The organism is Pseudomonas sp. Z8(2022) (assembly GCF_025837155.1).
Classification (GTDB): domain Bacteria; phylum Pseudomonadota; class Gammaproteobacteria; order Pseudomonadales; family Pseudomonadaceae; genus Aquipseudomonas.
Genome location: NZ_CP107549.1, coordinates 147,395 through 163,944, shown reverse-complemented (window position 1 = coordinate 163,944; position 16,550 = coordinate 147,395). Strand labels below are relative to the sequence as shown.

The 16,550-nt window shown below is 64.9% G+C and carries 12 protein-coding genes; 8 read left to right on the top strand and 4 right to left on the bottom strand.

The window, feature by feature from the left end; all coding sequences use genetic code 11:
• Positions 1 to 11: 11 nt before the first annotated feature.
• From OEG79_RS00695 to OEG79_RS00670, 6 genes are all read left to right on the top strand, one after another.
• Entirely contained in the window at positions 12 to 1,487 is a 1,476-nt protein-coding gene (locus OEG79_RS00695) for a mannitol dehydrogenase family protein (protein ID WP_264146987.1), read from the top strand.
• A 16-nt stretch (positions 1,488 to 1,503) separates the two neighbouring features.
• Positions 1,504 to 2,466, top strand: coding sequence for a transaldolase (gene tal / locus OEG79_RS00690; RefSeq protein ID WP_264146986.1), 963 nt, complete (start codon positions 1,504 to 1,506; stop codon positions 2,464 to 2,466).
• Position 2,467: 1 nt separating this feature from the next.
• Complete coding sequence (gene xylB, locus OEG79_RS00685) at positions 2,468 to 3,967, top strand: xylulokinase (protein ID WP_264146985.1); 1,500 nt, start codon at positions 2,468 to 2,470, stop codon at positions 3,965 to 3,967.
• A gap of 29 nt (positions 3,968 to 3,996) precedes the next feature.
• Positions 3,997 to 4,950: a carbohydrate kinase family protein gene (locus OEG79_RS00680; RefSeq protein ID WP_264146984.1), complete on the top strand. Its 954-nt coding sequence runs from the start codon at positions 3,997 to 3,999 to the stop codon at positions 4,948 to 4,950.
• A gap of 13 nt (positions 4,951 to 4,963) precedes the next feature.
• Positions 4,964 to 6,628, top strand: a complete 1,665-nt coding sequence (gene pgi / locus OEG79_RS00675) for a glucose-6-phosphate isomerase (RefSeq protein WP_264146983.1) — start codon at positions 4,964 to 4,966, stop codon at positions 6,626 to 6,628.
• 160 nt (positions 6,629 to 6,788) lie between these two features.
• A complete protein-coding gene (locus tag OEG79_RS00670; protein ID WP_264146982.1) occupies positions 6,789 to 7,517 on the top strand; it encodes a carbonic anhydrase in 729 nt (242 codons plus the stop codon).
• A 251-nt stretch (positions 7,518 to 7,768) separates the two neighbouring features.
• Here the strand turns inward: OEG79_RS00670 and oadA are convergent, their stop codons facing one another.
• A complete protein-coding gene (oadA, locus tag OEG79_RS00665; protein WP_264146981.1) occupies positions 7,769 to 9,574 on the bottom strand; it encodes a sodium-extruding oxaloacetate decarboxylase subunit alpha in 1,806 nt (601 codons plus the stop codon).
• Positions 9,575 to 9,582: 8 nt separating this feature from the next.
• A complete protein-coding gene (locus tag OEG79_RS00660; RefSeq protein ID WP_264146980.1) occupies positions 9,583 to 10,998 on the bottom strand; it encodes an acetyl-CoA carboxylase biotin carboxylase subunit in 1,416 nt (471 codons plus the stop codon).
• Between the two features lie 153 nt (positions 10,999 to 11,151).
• Here OEG79_RS00660 and OEG79_RS00655 point away from each other — a divergent pair, with 153 nt between their 5' ends.
• A complete protein-coding gene (locus tag OEG79_RS00655; RefSeq protein ID WP_318840826.1) occupies positions 11,152 to 12,126 on the top strand; it encodes a LysR family transcriptional regulator in 975 nt (324 codons plus the stop codon).
• A 71-nt stretch (positions 12,127 to 12,197) separates the two neighbouring features.
• Positions 12,198 to 13,385 (top strand): XdhC family protein, encoded by a 1,188-nt coding sequence (locus OEG79_RS00650; protein ID WP_264146979.1) that lies wholly within the window; start codon positions 12,198 to 12,200, stop codon positions 13,383 to 13,385.
• A gap of 271 nt (positions 13,386 to 13,656) precedes the next feature.
• On the opposite strand, the gene OEG79_RS00645 is transcribed toward OEG79_RS00650, so the two are convergent.
• Together OEG79_RS00645 and OEG79_RS00640 are read right to left on the bottom strand one after the other, a co-directional pair.
• Positions 13,657 to 15,894, bottom strand: coding sequence for a xanthine dehydrogenase family protein molybdopterin-binding subunit (locus tag OEG79_RS00645; RefSeq protein WP_264146978.1), 2,238 nt, complete (start codon positions 15,892 to 15,894; stop codon positions 13,657 to 13,659).
• A 14-nt stretch (positions 15,895 to 15,908) separates the two neighbouring features.
• Positions 15,909 to 16,367, bottom strand: a complete 459-nt coding sequence (locus OEG79_RS00640) for a (2Fe-2S)-binding protein (protein WP_264146977.1) — start codon at positions 16,365 to 16,367, stop codon at positions 15,909 to 15,911.
• Positions 16,368 to 16,550 lie beyond the last annotated feature (183 nt).

Here is a 16,550-nt window from a genome sequence, read left to right as displayed (position 1 = left end):
GGAAATTCCAGATGAAACTCAATCGCCAGCAGCTCCCGCTGCTCGGTGGCGCCGTCGCGCTGCCCAGCTACTCCGCCCAGATGATCCGAACCGGCATCGCCCATTTCGGCGTCGGCGGCTTTCACCGCGCCCACCAGGCGGTCTATACCGATGCCCTGATGAATCAGGGTCTGGCGCTGGACTGGGGCATCTGCGGGGTCGGCGTACGCGGCGAGGACCGCGCAATGCGCGATGCCCTGGCCAGTCAGGACTACCTCTACACCCTGGTCGAGCTGGGTGACGAGCCGAATCTGCCGGTACGGGTGATCGGTGCGATCAACGACATGCTCCTGGCCGAGGAATCGCCGCAGGCGCTGATCGACAAACTGGCCGACCCTGCGATTCGCATCGTCTCGCTGACCATCACCGAAGGCGGCTACTGCATCGACGACAGCACCGGCGAATTTCTTGCCGAACTGCCAGACATCGCCCATGACCTGCGCCACCCTGAAGCGCCGCGCAGCGTGTTCGGCTTCCTCTGCGCGGCCCTGGCCAGGCGGCGCGCCGCCGGCATTCCGGCCTTCACCCTGATGTCCTGCGATAACCTGCCACACAACGGCGATGTCACGCGCAAGGCGCTGCTGGCCTTCGCCCACCTGGCCGACCACGAGCTGGCCAGCTGGATCGAACATCACGTGAGCTTTCCCAACGCCATGGTCGACCGCATCACGCCCATGACCAGCGCCGCCCACCGTCAGCAACTGGCCGAGCGGCACGGCGTCGAGGACGCCTGGCCGGTAGTTTGCGAGCCCTTCGTGCAGTGGGTACTGGAGGACAAGTTCGTCAGCGGCCGCCCTGCCTGGGAAGAGGTCGGCGTGCAGTTCACCGATGACGTGACGCCCTACGAGGAAATGAAGATCAAGCTGCTCAACGGCAGCCATCTGGCGCTGACCTATCTGGGCTTTCTCAAGGGTTATCGCTTCGTTCACGAGACCATGAACGACCCGCTGATATGCCAGTACGTGCGTACGTTCATGGACCTCGACGTGACACCCCAGCTGGCCCCGGTGCCAGGCATCGACCTGACTGACTACAAGAACACGCTGATCGAGCGCTTTTCCAACCAGGCCATCGCCGACCAGCTGGAGCGCGTCTGCTCCGACGGTTCGTCGAAATTTCCCAAGTTCATCGTGCCTACCCTTCATCGCCTGATCGCCGACGGCAAACCGCTGGATCGCGTGGCGCTGGTGGTCGCCGCCTGGGCGCTGTATCTCAAGGGCGTGGACGAAACCGGCGCCAGCTACCGCATCCCCGACCCGCGTGCTGCACACTGCCAGGCCCTGGTGGCCGACGATGCGCAGATCACCGCTCGAGTGCTCGGCGAAGAGGCAATCTTCGGCAGCGCACCGGGGCGTTCGGCCGAGTTCGTCGCCGCCTTCGAACGCTGCCTGGCCAGCCTGCGCGAGCACGGCGTGAGCCAGACCCTGCACACCCTGTTGCACATCTGAAAGCTCGGAGACGCACATGCCCAGCCTGCTCGCGCAACTCAAGCAACACAGCGTCGTGGTCGCCGACACCGGCGACCTCTCCGCCATCGTTCGTTTCCAGCCTGAAGACGCCACGACCAACCCGTCGATCATTCTCAAGGCACTGCAGGCCGGGCAGTACCAGCGCCAGGTGGACGATGCCCTGCGCCAGGCGATGGACTGCAGCGCCTCGACCCCGGAGATCATCGCCGAAGCCTGCGACCGGCTGGTGGTGAGCATGGGCGTGGAGATCCTCACGGCGATCAGCGGCAAGGTTTCCACCGAAGTGCCGGCGGCACTGTCCTTCGATACGGCGGCCACACTGGCGCGGGCGCGTTCGCTGCATAACCGCTACCTGCAACTGGGCGTACCCGGCGAACGCGTGCTGGTAAAGATCGCCGCCACCTGGGAGGGAATTCAGGCCGCGCGGCAGCTGGAGCGCGAAGGCATCCACTGCAACCTCACGCTGATCTTCAACCTGACCCAGGCGCGGGCCTGCGCCGAGGCCGGCATCTATCTGGTCTCGCCCTTCGTCGGGCGCATCCTCGACTGGCACAAACGGCAAACCCCGGACGCCAGCTTCGACGCCGAGAACGACCCTGGCGTGCTGTCGGTGCGCCAGGTCTATCGCTTCTTCAAGCAGCACGACTACGCCACGGTGGTGATGGCGGCAAGCTTTCGCAAAGTCGGAGAAGTACTTGCCCTGGCCGGTTGCGACCGCCTGACCATCAGCCCTGTCCTGCTCGCCGAGCTGGAGCAAGCCAGTGGGCGGTTACAACCGGCATTGGCGGACGACGGCCACCGAGTGCAGGCGCCGAGCTGCCTCGACGAGGCGCAGTTCCGCTGGCAGATGAACGAGGACCCCATGGCCACGGAGAAACTCGCCGAGGGTATTCGCCAGTTCCATGCCGATCAGCTCGCCCTGGAAGCGCTACTGATCGAACGCATGCAGGAGCTCTGACATGTACCTCGGTATCGATTGCGGCACGCAGGGCACCAAAGCTCTGGTGCTGGATGCCGACGGCGGCCAGGTGCTGGGCGCCGGCAGCGCCAGCCATACGCTGCAGAGCGGTGCCAATGGCCGACGCGAGCAACAGCCGCAGCAATGGCTGGATGCTTTCGAGCAGGCGACCCGGCAGGCACTGACCGCAGCCAGGGTCAGCGGTGAGCAGATTCTCGGCATTGGCGTCTCCGGCCAGCAGCACGGCTTGGTGCTACTCGATGAACAAGGCGTGGTGCTCCGCCCGGCCAAGCTCTGGTGCGACACCGAATCGACCCCCGAGAACCAGCGCCTGCTCGACCATCTTGGTGGCGAGACCGGCTCGCTGCAGCGCCTGGGCGTGGCCATCGCACCCGGTTACACGGTGTCCAAGCTGCTTTGGACGAAGGAGCAGCATCCTGATCTGTTCTCCCGCATCGCACATATCCTGCTGCCGCACGATTACCTCAACTACTGGCTCACTGGGCGTGCCTGCAGCGAGTACGGCGATGCCTCCGGCACCGGCTATTTCGACGTGCGCACGCGCAGTTGGGACGGTGCGCTGCTGAATGTCATCGACCCCAGCGGTCGTCTGCAGCGCGCGCTGCCGCAAATGCTGGAGCCGGACCAGCCGGTAGGCCGCATCCGCCCACAGATCGCCCGGCAACTGGGGTTGAACCCGGAGGCCGTGGTGGCCAGCGGCGGCGGCGACAACATGATGGGCGCCATTGGCACCGGCAACATCCGCCCGGGCGCGATCACCATGAGCCTGGGCACCTCCGGCACCCTTTACGCCTACAGCGACCGGCCGATGATCAGCCCGCACGCGCAGGTGGCGACCTTCTGCTCGTCATCCGGCGGCTGGCTGCCGCTGATCTGCACCATGAACCTGACCAGCTCCACCGGGCTGATCCAGAACCTGCTGGAGCTAGACATCCAGTCGTTCGGCGAACTGGTCGAGCAATCGCCCATCGGCGCCGAGGGACTGCTGATGCTGCCGTTCTTCAACGGCGAACGAGTGCCGGCGCTGCCCAGCGCACGCGCCAGTCTGCTGGGCATGGACAGTGACAACCTGACCCGTGCCAATCTGTGTCGCGCGGTGGTCGAGGGCACCAGTTTCGGCCTGCGTTACGGTCTCGACCTGTTGCGAGCCAGCGGCCTGCAGAGCCAGACCATCCGCCTGATCGGTGGGGCGGCGAAAAGCCCGGTATGGCGCCAGGTGATCGCCGACATCATGGGCACGCCGCTGGTCTGCCCGCAGCACACCGAAGCCGCAGCACTGGGCGCCGCAATCCAGGCAGCCTGGTGCCTGACGGCAGGTGACGACCGCCAGGCGCAGTTGGCCGCGCTGTGCGAGCGTTGCGTGCAGCTCGACACCAGCACGCAAACCCGGCCGGACCCGGCCCGCACGGCCCGGTACGAGAAGGTCTATCAACGCTACCGTGAGCAGGTCAGCCTGCTGGCCGGGAGCAAACCGGCGTGAACACGCCTTGATTCTTTACGGAGACGAACATGTACCTGGTCTGTGGCGAAGCGCTGTTCGACGTGTTCATCCAGAGCGACGGCGCACGCGGCAACGAAATGACCTTCAAGGCCATAGCCGGTGGGTCGCCGTTCAACGTGGCGCTGGGCCTGCGGCGCATGGGCGCCGATTCGGCGCTGTTCACCGGCATATCCTCGGACAGCCTCGGTCAGCGCCTGCGCCAGGTGCTGCGTGACGAGGGTGTGAGCGATGCCTACCTGGTCGCCAGCGATGCGCCGACCACCCTGGCGATGGTCGGTCTGGACGCCAACGGCTCGCCCCAGTACTCCTTCCGCGGGGAAGGCTGCGCCGACCGCCTGCTGCGTGTCGAGCATCTGCCAGCGCTGGATGCGCGCGTGCGCGGTCTGCATGTCGGTTCCTTCTCCCTGGTGGTGGAACCGGTGGCCAGCACACTGCTGCAGCTGGTGGCGCGTGAGCATCAGCAACGCCTGATCAGCCTCGATCCCAACGTGCGCCTCGGCCCGGCGCCGGATATCGCCCATTGGCGCGAGCGCGTCGAGACCTTCGCTCGCTACGCTCACCTGATCAAGGTCAGCGAAGAGGACCTGCAGCTGCTGTATCCCGAACGCGACCCGCAGCAGGTCGCGGCGAGCTGGCTCAATGAACGCTGCCAACTGGTATTTCTCACCCACGGCAGCGCAGGCGCCAGCGTCCACAGCCGTCACGGGCACTGGACGGCGCCAGCGGTAGCTGTACTCACCCGCGACACCGTCGGCGCCGGCGATACCTTCCAGGCCGCGCTGCTCAGCTACCTGGCCCGCCACCACCTGGACACCCCCGAGGCGCTGGCGACGCTAAGCCGCGAGCAGATCGACGACATGCTGCGTCTGGCCATCGAGGCCGCCGCGCTGACCTGCTCGCGGGTCGGCCCCGACCTGCCCTATCTGCACGAACTCGACCGCCATCACCTGGCAGCACGCTGAAGAGGATCGTCCGATGCCTTATGCCCCGTCCGCCCTGGACATCACCCAACTGCCCAGTTGGCAGGCGCTGAACGAACATCGCCGGTCGCTGGATGGCTTCACGTTGCGCCAGGCGTTCGCCGACGACCCGCAGCGTTTCAGCCGCTTTTCCCTGGATGACTGCGGCCTGTTCCTCGATTACTCGAAAAACCTCATCGACGAGCGCACGCGTAGCCTGCTGGTCGAGCTGGCCGCAGAAACCGGCCTGACACAGGCCATCGCAGCGCTGTTCGGGGGCGAACAGGTCAACGGCTCGGAGCGCCGCCCGGCCCTGCATACTGCACTGCGCCGGCCGCTGGGCGATCGTGTGCTGGTCAACGGTGTTGACGTGATGCCACAGGTGCACAGCGCCCTGCTGCGCATGAGCGAGCTGGTAGGACGCGTGCATCACGGCCTGTGGCGCGGCTACAGCGACAAGCCCATCACCGACGTGGTCAATATCGGCATCGGCGGTTCCTTCCTCGGCCCGCAGCTGGTCTCCGAAGCACTGCTGCCCTTCGCCCAGCGCGGCGTACGCTGCCACTACCTGGCCAATATCGACGGCAGCTCGTTTCAGGAGCTGGCCGCCAGACTGAGCGCGGAAACCACGCTGTTCATCGTCTCGTCGAAAACCTTCGGCACCCTGGAAACGCTGAAGAACGCCCAGGCCGCGCGCAACTGGTACCTCGCCCAGGGCGGCTCGGAGGAAGAACTGCACCGGCACTTCATGGCCGTGTCGAGCAATGTCGAGGCAGCACGAGCCTTCGGCATTCGCGAGGAGAACATCCTGCCGATGTGGGACTGGGTCGGTGGGCGCTACTCTCTGTGGTCGGCCATTGGCTTGCCGATAGCCATGTCCATCGGCATCTCCAATTTCAAGGAGCTGCTCGCCGGGGCCTATCGCATGGACCTGCATTTCCAGAACGCACCTTTCGACCGCAACATGCCTGTGCTGCTGGCCCTGCTCGGCGTCTGGTACGGCAACTTCTGGGGCGCGCAGAGCCACGCCATCCTGCCGTACGACCATTACCTGCGAAACATCACCAAGCACCTGCAGCAACTGGACATGGAATCCAACGGCAAGCGCGTGCGACAGGATGGCAGCCCGCTGCAGATAGCCAGTGGCCCGGTGATCTGGGGCGGTGTCGGCTGCAATGGCCAGCACGCCTACCACCAGTTGCTACACCAGGGCACGCTGTTGATCCCGGCCGACTTCATCGTCCCGGTGAGCAGCTACAACCCGGTGGCCGATCACCACCAATGGCTGTTCGCCAACTGCCTGTCGCAAAGCCAGGCGCTGATGCTCGGCAAGAGCCGCGAGGAAGCCGAGGCCGAACTGCGCGTCCAGGGTCTGAGCGAAGACGAAGTGCAGCGCCTGGCGCCGCATAAGGTGGTGCCCGGTAACCGCCCCAGCAATACCCTGGTGCTGGAGCGGGTCAGCCCCGGTCGCCTGGGCGCACTGATCGCTCTCTACGAGCACAAGGTCTTCGTGCAGAGCGTGATCTGGGGGATCAACGCCTTCGACCAGTGGGGCGTGGAACTGGGCAAGGAATTGGGCAAGGGCGTCTACTCGCGCATGGTCGGCAGCGACCCCAGCGGCGCCGAAGACGCTTCCACCCAGGGCCTGATCGATTTCTTCCGCAGTCGCCACCGCGGCTGACCTCACGCCAGCGGCCGGCCCGGTCGCTGGCGTCTTGTGTCAAATGGAAGCTCTGCAGGTTGTCCTGCCGTCTGGCGGAGGCGACACTTGTCGTGTGACTCGACACCCGCCGCTGCTGTCGTTTTAACGGCGTCTTTTCAGGTAAACAGAGGTTCAGGGCATGCCTTACAAACACCAGCTGATTCCGCTTCAGGCACACGAGGGCAACGAAACCGCCGACCAGGCGCTACGCAGCATCGTCGACGGCTTCAAACGCTTTCGCAGTGAAATCTTCCCGCAGCAGGAAGAACTCTTCAAAAAGCTGGCAACTGCACAGAACCCGCGCGCCATGTTCATCACCTGCGCCGACTCGCGCGTGGTGCCCGAACTGATCACCCAGAGCTCGCCGGGCGACCTGTTCGTCAACCGCAACGTCGGCAACGTGGTACCCGCCTACGGGCAGATGATGGGTGGCGTATCCACCGCCATCGAATATGCGGTGATGGCCCTGGGTGTGCAGCACATCGTGATCTGTGGCCACTCCGATTGCGGGGCGATGAAGGCGGTGCTCAACCCGGCGTCGCTGGAAGCCATGCCGACGGTTAAGGCCTGGTTGCGCCATGCCGAAGTGGCGCGCACCGTGGTCGCGGAGAACTGCAACTGCGACAGCGACCAGGAGCGCCTGGCGGTGCTTACCGAGGAAAACGTGGTGGCTCAGCTCGACCACCTGCGCACCCACCCCTCGGTTGCCTCGAAACTGGCCCGCGGTCAGTTGTTCATCCATGGCTGGGTGTATGACATCGAGACCAGCCAGATCCGCGCCTACGACGCCGAGTCGGGCAACTTCCTGCCCCTCGACGGCGACAAGGTGCCCATGGCCACCCCACGCGCGCGTTATCCACAGGCCTGAAACGAGACGGCCGGGGCGCATCGCGCCCCGGCCGCAAAGGAAAAGACCATACCCCGCACCCGGTGGTGCTGATCACCCGGCGTCGTGCTCGCGCACGCGGGGCATGGCCGTGGAAAAGCGCCAAAAAAGGAGCCTTGCGGCTCCCGGTTCTCAAACCCTGGGCGCCCCCTCAGGGACGCCGACGAATAAAAAAGGAGCCCGGGTTACGCCCCGTCAAACTTGCCCATCCAACAGGCCGGGCTCCATAGAGGTTAACCTTCGATTTCCACCAGCACTTCGCCCGGATTGACGCGGTCGCCCTTGGCCACGTGAACGGCCTTGACCTTGCCGGCAATCGGCGCCTGCACTTCGGTTTCCATCTTCATCGCTTCGGTGATCAGTACAGCCTGACCGGCTTTGACCGTGTCACCTTCCTTGACCAGTACATCGACGATGTTGCCCGGCATGGTGGTGGACACATCGCCCGGCGCGCTGGCCTGCTTGCGCTTGTCGCCGGCTCCGGCAACGAAACTGTTGAGCGGCTCGAACACCACTTCTTCCGGCATGCCGTCGATCGACAGGTAGAAGTGACGCTTGCCCTCACCCTTGACGCCGACACCGGTGATATCCACACGGTAGGTTTCGCCGTGCACGTCGACCACGAACTCGGTCGGCACGCCTTCATCGGCAACCGCCACACCCTTGCCGCTCGGGATCGGCAGCAGAGGCTCAGGCTTGAGTTCACCCGCTTCGCGCTCTTCCAGGAACTTGCGGCCGATGTCCGGGAACATGGCATAAGTCAGCACGTCCTCTTCGGACTTGGCCAGGCTACCGATCTCTTCACGCAGGCGCGCCAGCTCGGGCTTGAGCAGGTCGGCCGGGCGCACGTCGATAACGTCCTCGCTGCCGATGGCCTGCTTGCGCAATTGCTCGTCGACCTTGCCCGGCGCCTTGCCGTAACGGCCCTGCAGGTACAGCTTCACTTCGTTGGTAATGGTCTTGTAGCGCTCGCCGGCCAGCACGTTGAAGAACGCCTGAGTGCCGACGATCTGCGAGGTCGGCGTCACCAGCGGCGGGTAGCCGAGGTCGGCACGCACGCGCGGAATCTCTTCCAGCACCTCGTTCATGCGGTTCAGCGCACCCTGCTCCTTGAGCTGGTTGGCCAGGTTGGAAATCATCCCGCCCGGCACCTGGTTGACCTGCACGCGGGTGTCCACGCCGGTGAACTCGCTCTCGAACTGGTGGTACTTCTTGCGCACGGCATGGAAGTACATGCCGATTTCCTGGATGAGCTCCAGGTCCAGGCCGGTGTCGTACTGGCTGCCCTTGAGCGCGGCGACCATCGACTCGGTGCCCGGGTGGCTGGTGCCCCAGGCCAGGCTGGAGATGGCGGTGTCGATGTGGTCTGCACCGGCTTCGATGGCCTTGAGCTGGCACATGGCGCCGAGGCCAGCGGTGTCGTGGCTGTGGATGAACACCGGCAAATCGACTTCGCTCTTCAGCGCCTTGACCAGTTCGAAGGTGGCGTACGGCGTGAGCAGACCGGCCATGTCCTTGATGGCGATGGAATCGATGCCCATGGCCTGCATGGCCTTGGCCTGAGCGACGAAAGCGTCGGTGGTGTGTACCGGGCTGGTGGTATAGGCGATGGTGCCCTGGGCGTGTTTGCCGGCGGCCTTCACCGCCTCGATGGCCACGCGCAGGTTACGCACGTCGTTCATCGCATCGAAGATGCGGAACACGTCGATGCCGTTGACCGCCGCCTTGGCAACGAAGGCACGGACCACATCATCGCTGTAATGACGGTAGCCGAGCAGGTTCTGCCCGCGCAGCAGCATCTGCAGGCGAGTGTTGGGCAGCGCCGCCTTGAGCTGGCGCAGACGCTCCCACGGGTCTTCCTTGAGGAAGCGCACGCACGAATCGAAAGTGGCGCCCCCCCAGACTTCCAGCGACCAGTAGCCGACGCGGTCGAGCTTGTCGCAGATCGGCAGCATGTCCTCGGTGCGCATGCGGGTCGCCAGCAGCGACTGGTGGGCATCGCGCAGGACGGTGTCGGTAACGGTGATCTTCTTGCTCATGATGTCCCCTACAGGCCCGCGTGGGCGGCGATGGCGGTGGCGATGACGATGGCCAGGTGCGACGGGTTGCGCTTGATCGAGTACTGGGTCAGTTCCGGGTGGCTTTCGACGAAGCTGGTGTTGAACTGGCCGCTGCGGAATTCCGGATTACGCAGGATTTCCTGGTAATAGGGCGCGGTGGTTCGCACACCCTGCACGCGCATGTCGTCCAGCGCGCGCAGGCCGCGGTCCATCGCCTCTTCCCAGGTCAGCGCCCAGACGATCAGCTTCAGGCACATCGAGTCGTAAAAGGGCGGAATGGTGTAGCCGGTGTAGATCGCCGTGTCGGTACGCACGCCTGGGCCGCCGGGGGCGTAGTAGCGGGTGATCTTGCCGAACGAGGGCAGGAAGTTGTTCTTCGGGTCCTCGGCGTTGATGCGGAACTGCAGGGCGAAGCCACGGTGGAGGATGTCTTCCTGCTTGACCGACAGCGGCAGGCCGCTGGCGATGCGGATCTGCTCGCGAACGATGTCGATACCGGTGATTTCCTCGGTGATGGTGTGCTCCACCTGCACCCGGGTGTTCATCTCCATGAAGTACACCTCGCCCTCGGCGAGGAGGAACTCCACGGTACCGGCGTTTTCGTAGCCCACCGCCTGCGCGGCACGTACCGCCAGGTCGCCGACATAGGCGCGCTGCTCGGGGGTGAGCTGCGGGCTCGGGGCGATCTCGATCAGCTTCTGGTTGCGGCGCTGGATCGAGCAGTCGCGCTCGTACAGGTGCACGGTGTTGCCGAAGCTGTCGGCGAGGATCTGCGCCTCGATGTGCTTCGGATTGACGATGCATTTTTCCAGGAACACTTCGGCGCTGCCGAAGGCCTTGGTCGCCTCGGAGATCACCCGCGGGTAGGCCTGCTCCAGATCTTCGCGGCTGTTGCAACGACGAATGCCGCGGCCGCCACCACCGCTGGTGGCCTTGAGCATCACCGGATAGCCGATGCGCTCGGCTTCGCGCAGGGCCTCGGCGAGGTCGGCGACATTGCCTTCGGTGCCGGGGGTGCAGGGCACACCAGCGGCGATCATGCTGCGGCGCGCTTCGGTCTTGTCGCCCATGCGGCGGATGACTTCCGCACTCGGACCAATGAACTTGATCCCGCGTTCGGCGCAGATCTCTGCAAGTTCGGCGTTTTCGGAAAGGAAACCGTAGCCGGGGTGCAGCGCATCGCAGCCGGTTTCAACCGCCAGATTGACCAGCTTGCGCGGGTTCAGATAACCGGCCAAAGGATCTTCGCCAATGCTGTGTGCCTCGTCGGCACGCTTCACATGCAATGCATGGCGGTCGGCTTCGGAATAGATAGCCACCGAGCGAATGCCCATTTCGGCGCAGGCCCGCACGATGCGGACGGCAATTTCACCACGGTTGGCGATCAGTATCTTTCGTATCACGATCCAGTCCTCAGCCAGAGCTGCAAGGTCGCTGCAACAGTTGGTTGCAAAACGTGGTGAAACCCTAGCCGGCTATACGAATTAACAAAAATGAATAATTATTAGATCGTGCATAAGTAATTACTTATGCACCGATCAACCGAGGATGAAAACGTGCGTAAGACCCTGCTGCGCATGACCCTGCGTCAGCTTCAGGTGTTCCGGGCCGTGTGCGAGCACGGCTCCTACAGCCGCGCTGCCGAAGAAATGGCGCTGACCCAGCCGGCCGTGAGCCTGCAGATTCGCCAATTGGAGGATCTGGTGGGCCAGCCGCTGTTCGAGTATGTCGGCAAGAAGCTCTACCTCACCGAAGCCGCCGAAGCGCTACGCCGCGCCAGCGGCGATATCTTCGGCCGCCTGGAAAGCCTGGACATGCAGCTCTCCGACCTGCAGGGCTCACTGCAGGGGCAGCTCAACCTGTGCGTTGAGTCCAGCGCCAAGTATTTCATTCCCCACCTGTTCGCCGATTTTCGCCGCAATTACCCGGAAGTCAGCCTCAACCTCACGGTGGTCAACCACGCCCTGGTGGTGCGCCGCCTGACCCTGAGCCGCGACGACCTGATGATCATGAGCCAGGTGCCACAGGACATGGCGCTGGATTTCATGCCCTTTCTCAACAACCCGATCATCGCCGTGGCGCCACCGGATCACCCGCTGTGCCAGGCGGAAAGCCTGCAGCTGCAGGACCTCACAGCCTATCCGCTGCTGATTCGCGAAAGCGGCTCGGGAACGCGCCGCGCCTGCGAGGAGTACTGTCATCAGAAACGTGCACATTTCCCGCTTACGCTGGAGATCGGTTCGCTGGAATCACAACGCGAAGCGGCCCTGGCAGGGCTGGGCATCGCCCTGCTGCCACGCCATGCCGTGCGCCTTGAGCTGCAGTACGGCCTGTTGCGCGAGCTGCCAGTGGCCGAACTGCCGCTGCAGCGCAGCTGGTGCGTGGTGAATATCCGTGGCCGGCGCCTGTCACCGGTAGCGCAGGCCTTCGTCGACTTCATCCGCACCGAGCGCGCGCATATCGTCAAGCTGGCCGAGCGTTTTCAGGCCGGCAGCGCAGGATCGGGCAAGGATCTCGCAGGATCGGCCTAACCCACCCTGCCCGGGATGCGGGACATTGCCATCCTGGGATCGCTTCACCAAAACCTGCCTGGGAGAAACCTATGCTGTCGGGAATCAGCGCCCTGCTCGATGCCGTCCGCACGCTCGAACGCGACAATGGCCAGGCCGTGCTCGCCACGGTGGTCAAGGTCGAAGGCTCGGCCTATCGCCGCCCCGGCGCGCGCATGCTGATCCCGCTGTTTGGCGGCACGGTAGGCACAATCAGCGGCGGCTGCCTGGAGTCCGAAGTGGCGAAGAAGGCGTGGTGGCTGACCGACGGCGGAGAAGCCGTGATCCGCCGTTACAGCACAGCGACCGAGGAAGACGATGACGACCAGGACGCCGCCCTGACCTTCGGCCTCGGCTGCAACGGCACCGTGCATGTGTTGCTCGAACGCCACAGCGCACAAAGGCCGCTGGCCGTGCTCGAACTGCTGCGCCAGGTGCGCGCAAGCGGCCAGGCCGGTGCGCTCGCCACGGTGATCGGCAGCTACCGCAACGCCCGCGTGCGTGTCGGCGATCGCCTGTCCCTGCACCCATCGCTCGGCGACAGCGGCCGCCTGCTCGACCCGGAACTCGACGCCGAGGTGCGCGCCGACCTGCAGCGAACCCTGGCCGATGGCTACTCCTCACTGCGCAACTACCGTGACGCACGTGGCGAGATCGAGGTGTTCTGCGAATACCTGGCGCCGCAGCGACGCCTGGTGATCTTCGGCGCCGGGCATGACGCCCAGCCGCTGACGCATATGGCAAGACTGCTGGACTGGCACGTCACAGTGGTCGATGGCCGCGCCCATTTCGCTCGCGCCGAGCGCTTTCCCGACGCCGACGCCGTGCTGCAGGTCGATGCACAGCCGCCTTATGACCTGCACACGCTCACCAACGGCGCCATGGTGGCGATCATGAGCCACAGCTACAGCCAGGATCGTCACTGGCTGGGCAGCGTACTGCAGGGCTCGCCCGCCTATATCGGCCAGTTGGGTCCGCGTGACCGCACAGAACGCCTGCTGGAGGAAATTTGCCAGCACACCGAGCAGTTGCCGGCGCTGGAGCGCCTGCACTACCCCATCGGCCTGGATATCGGCGGTGACACGCCTGAAAGCGTGGCCACGGCGATCCTGGCCGAGATGACGGCCGCCATCAACCAGCGCAACGGCGGCATGCTCAAGCATCGCCAGACGGCAATCCATACGCCAACACCGCAGGACAGCAGCGAGCTCGAAAGCGCGGCCAGACTGACCGCCTCCTGATAGAAACTCCGGATTGCGCCCGGTCTACGGACCTGCAACTTCGCAGGAGCGGTTGGCCGGCACTCCGCTTCGCCGCGATCCACACCTGAAAAGCTCGCCGCTGAAGCGGCTCCTACGCAGAGCGATCCGCGAATGGCCTCAAATCTGCCCCTGGCGTAATTCGCTAGGAGCGGCTTCAGCCGCGATCAACCGCCCAAGGATCGCCCATATAAACATCCCAAATGAAAACGCCCGGGCATTTGCCCGGGCGCCTCGTTTACCGCAACCGACTTCAGGCCTTGATCTGCGCCGGGAACGGCAGCTTGCGCAGACGCACACCGGTGGCCGCGAACAGGGCGTTGGCCAGGGCGGGCGCCAGCGGCGGCACACCCGGCTCACCGACGCCGCTCGGGTTCTCGGCGGACGGCAGGATATGCACCTCGACCTTGGGCATCTCGTTCATGCGCAGCACCTGGAAGTCGTGAAAATTCGATTGCTCGATCCGTCCTTCCTTCAGGGTGATCGCGCTGTGCCGTGCAGCGGCAAGAGCGAAGCCGACGCCTCCTTCCATCTGCGCCTTGATCACATCCGGGTTGATGGCGATACCGCAGTCCACCGCGCAGACCACGCGATCGAGCCTGTAGCTGCCGTCGGCCGTCACCGTTACCTCGGCGACCTGCGCCACGAACGAGCCGAACGACTCATGCACGGCAATGCCTCGGCCGCGCTTCTCGCCTTCTCCACCTGCGGCCAGCGGCTTGTCCCAGCCGGCCTGCCTGGCGGCCAGCTCCAGCACGCCGCGATGACGCGGGTGGCTTTCCAGCAGCGCATGGCGGAAGGCGTAGGGGTCCTGCCCGGCAGCGACAGCGGCCTCGTCGATCATGGTCTCGGCAACATAGGCGGTATGGGTATGGCCGACCGAGCGCCACCACAGCACCGGCACCCTGATGTTGGTCGGCGTGTTCAGCTCCACCTGCAGATTGGGTACCGCATAGGACAGGTTGGAAAGCCCCTCGACCGAGGTATGGTCGACACCTTCCTTGACCATAAACGGCTCCATCGAGGTGCCGGTCATGATCGACTGGCCGACGATGCGGTTGTGCCAGGCCTGCAGCTTGCCGGCCTCGTCCAGACCGATGCGCACACGATGCAGGTACAGCGGACGGAAGAATCCGCCACGGGTGTCGTCCTCACGCGTCCAGACCATCTTCACCGGCGCATCCGTACCCTTCTCGCGGGCGGCCTTGGTGATCGCCACCGCCTCCAGCAGATAGTCCGACAGCGAACTGGCGCGACGGCCGAAACTGCCGCCCGCATAAAGCTGGGTCAGGGAAACCTGCTCGGGCTTGAAGCCCAGATAGTTGCTGATGATGGCCTGGTCGACGGTCTGGAACTGCTCGCCGTTCCAGATTTCGCAGCGGTCGCTGGAGAGCTTCACCAGGCAGTTCATCGGCTCCATCGCCGCGTGGGCCAGATAGGGGAACTCGTAGTCGGCCTCGATGGTTCTTGCCGCCCTGGCCAGGGCCGCATCGGCGTCACCCGTGCTCGCCGCCGGCCGCCCCGGCTTGCCGGCGCTGTCGCGGTACTGGGCGAGAATCTCCTCGCTGCCGAGGGTGAAGGCGTTGCTCTCGTCCCATTCGATCACCAGCGCGTCACGCCCCTGCCGCGCCGCCCAGGTGTTCTTCGCCAGCACGGCGACACCCGAACGGCCATGGGGCAGATCGCGAAACTCCACCACCTCGACCACGTCCCGCACAGCCTTGGCCTTGCTGCTGTCCACCTTGCGCGGCACGCCGCCAAAACGCGGCGGGTAGGCGACCATGGCCACCAGCATGCCGGGCAGCTTGAAGTCCTGGGTGAAGACGGCGCTGCCATCGGTCTTGCCCTGACTGTCCTTGCGGCGCAGCTCGCGCTTGCCGATCAGCTTGAAATCCTTCGGATCCTTGAGCCGCACCTGCTCGGGCACCGGCAGCGAGGCCGCTGCCTCGACCAGTTCGCCAAAATCGGCGCTGCGACCGGAGCCGGCGTGGCTGACCACGCCCTTGTCGACACTGATTGCACTCGCCGGGACGCCCCAACGCTGTGCTGCTGCGGCCACCAGCATGGCCCTGGCGGTGGCACCGGCGTTGCGCATCTGCTCCCAGGAGTTGGCCATGGCGGTGCTGCCGCCCGTGCCCTGCATCGGCCCGAAGGCGAGGTTGTTGTAGCGCTTCACATCGGCCGGCGCGCCTTCGACGCGCACCTTGTCCCAGTCGGCATCCAGCTCTTCGGCCAACAGGGTGGCCAGGCCGGTGTAGCTGCCCTGGCCCATTTCCAGGTGTTTGGCCAGCACGGTCACCGTGCCGTCGAGGTCGATGCGCACAAAGGCGTTCGGCTCCAGCGGGCCACCTGCCGCCAGCGCGTCCATACCGCGCAGCAGCGGTGCGAAGAAGATGCCCAGCGCCAGGCCACCGGTGCCCTTGAGCAGGCTGCGCCGGCTCAGATTGAGAATGCCGCGCGTGGTGCTATCGGGGGTTTCGATCTTGCCCATGATGACGCGCCTCCTCAGGCCAGTTGTTCGGCAGCTTGATGAATCGCGGCACGAATCCGCACATAGGTGGCGCAGCGGCAGATATTGCCGCTCATGGCCGCGTCGATATCGGCATCGCTCGGCGCCTTGTTGGCGCTGAGCAGCGCAGTGGCCGCCATGATCTGACCGGACTGGCAATAGCCGCACTGCACCACGTCGAGTTGACGCCAGGCTTCCTGGACGACCTTGCCCACGGCATCCTCGCCGACCGCCTCGATGGTACTGATGCGCTTGCCGGCTACCGCCGATACCGGCGTGACGCAGGAGCGGGTCGGCTGGCCGTCGACATTCACCGTGCAGGCACCACACAGGGCCATGCCGCAGCCGTACTTGGTGCCGGTGAGATTGGCAACATCGCGCAAGGCCCAGAGCAGCGGCATATCATCGGCCACATCCAGCTCATGGTCCTTGCCATTGAGATTGAGGGTAATCATGGTCTGCCCACCTTGTTCTGATGGTGTCTGATGGTTCCGGCATGAGCTGCCGGTAGTCACGGTCCGCCCCGCACAAAGGGGGGCCAGATCACCACTGTAGTGAGCGCAAAAGTGGCTGTCGCCACCGGCCGCCGAGATCGGCAGAACCGGGCAATAAGTTCGTAGAATCGGGCAAGCTGACCG

Bases quoted from the DNA above. Each gene is read 5' to 3' on its own strand.
- OEG79_RS00670 (WP_264146982.1), top strand. From the start codon at position 6,789: ATGCCTTACAAACACCAGCTGATTCCGCTTCAGGCACACGAGGGCAAC.
- tal (WP_264146986.1), top strand. From the start codon at position 1,504: ATGCCCAGCCTGCTCGCGCAACTCAAGCAACACAGCGTCGTGGTCGCC.
- xylB (WP_264146985.1), top strand. From the start codon at position 2,468: ATGTACCTCGGTATCGATTGCGGCACGCAGGGCACCAAAGCTCTGGTG.
- OEG79_RS00695 (WP_264146987.1), top strand. From the start codon at position 12: ATGAAACTCAATCGCCAGCAGCTCCCGCTGCTCGGTGGCGCCGTCGCG.
- pgi (WP_264146983.1), top strand. From the start codon at position 4,964: ATGCCTTATGCCCCGTCCGCCCTGGACATCACCCAACTGCCCAGTTGG.
- OEG79_RS00645 (WP_264146978.1), bottom strand. From the start codon at position 15,894: ATGGGCAAGATCGAAACCCCCGATAGCACCACGCGCGGCATTCTCAAT.
- OEG79_RS00680 (WP_264146984.1), top strand. From the start codon at position 3,997: ATGTACCTGGTCTGTGGCGAAGCGCTGTTCGACGTGTTCATCCAGAGC.
- oadA (WP_264146981.1), bottom strand. From the start codon at position 9,574: ATGAGCAAGAAGATCACCGTTACCGACACCGTCCTGCGCGATGCCCAC.
- OEG79_RS00640 (WP_264146977.1), bottom strand. From the start codon at position 16,367: ATGATTACCCTCAATCTCAATGGCAAGGACCATGAGCTGGATGTGGCC.
- OEG79_RS00650 (WP_264146979.1), top strand. From the start codon at position 12,198: ATGCTGTCGGGAATCAGCGCCCTGCTCGATGCCGTCCGCACGCTCGAA.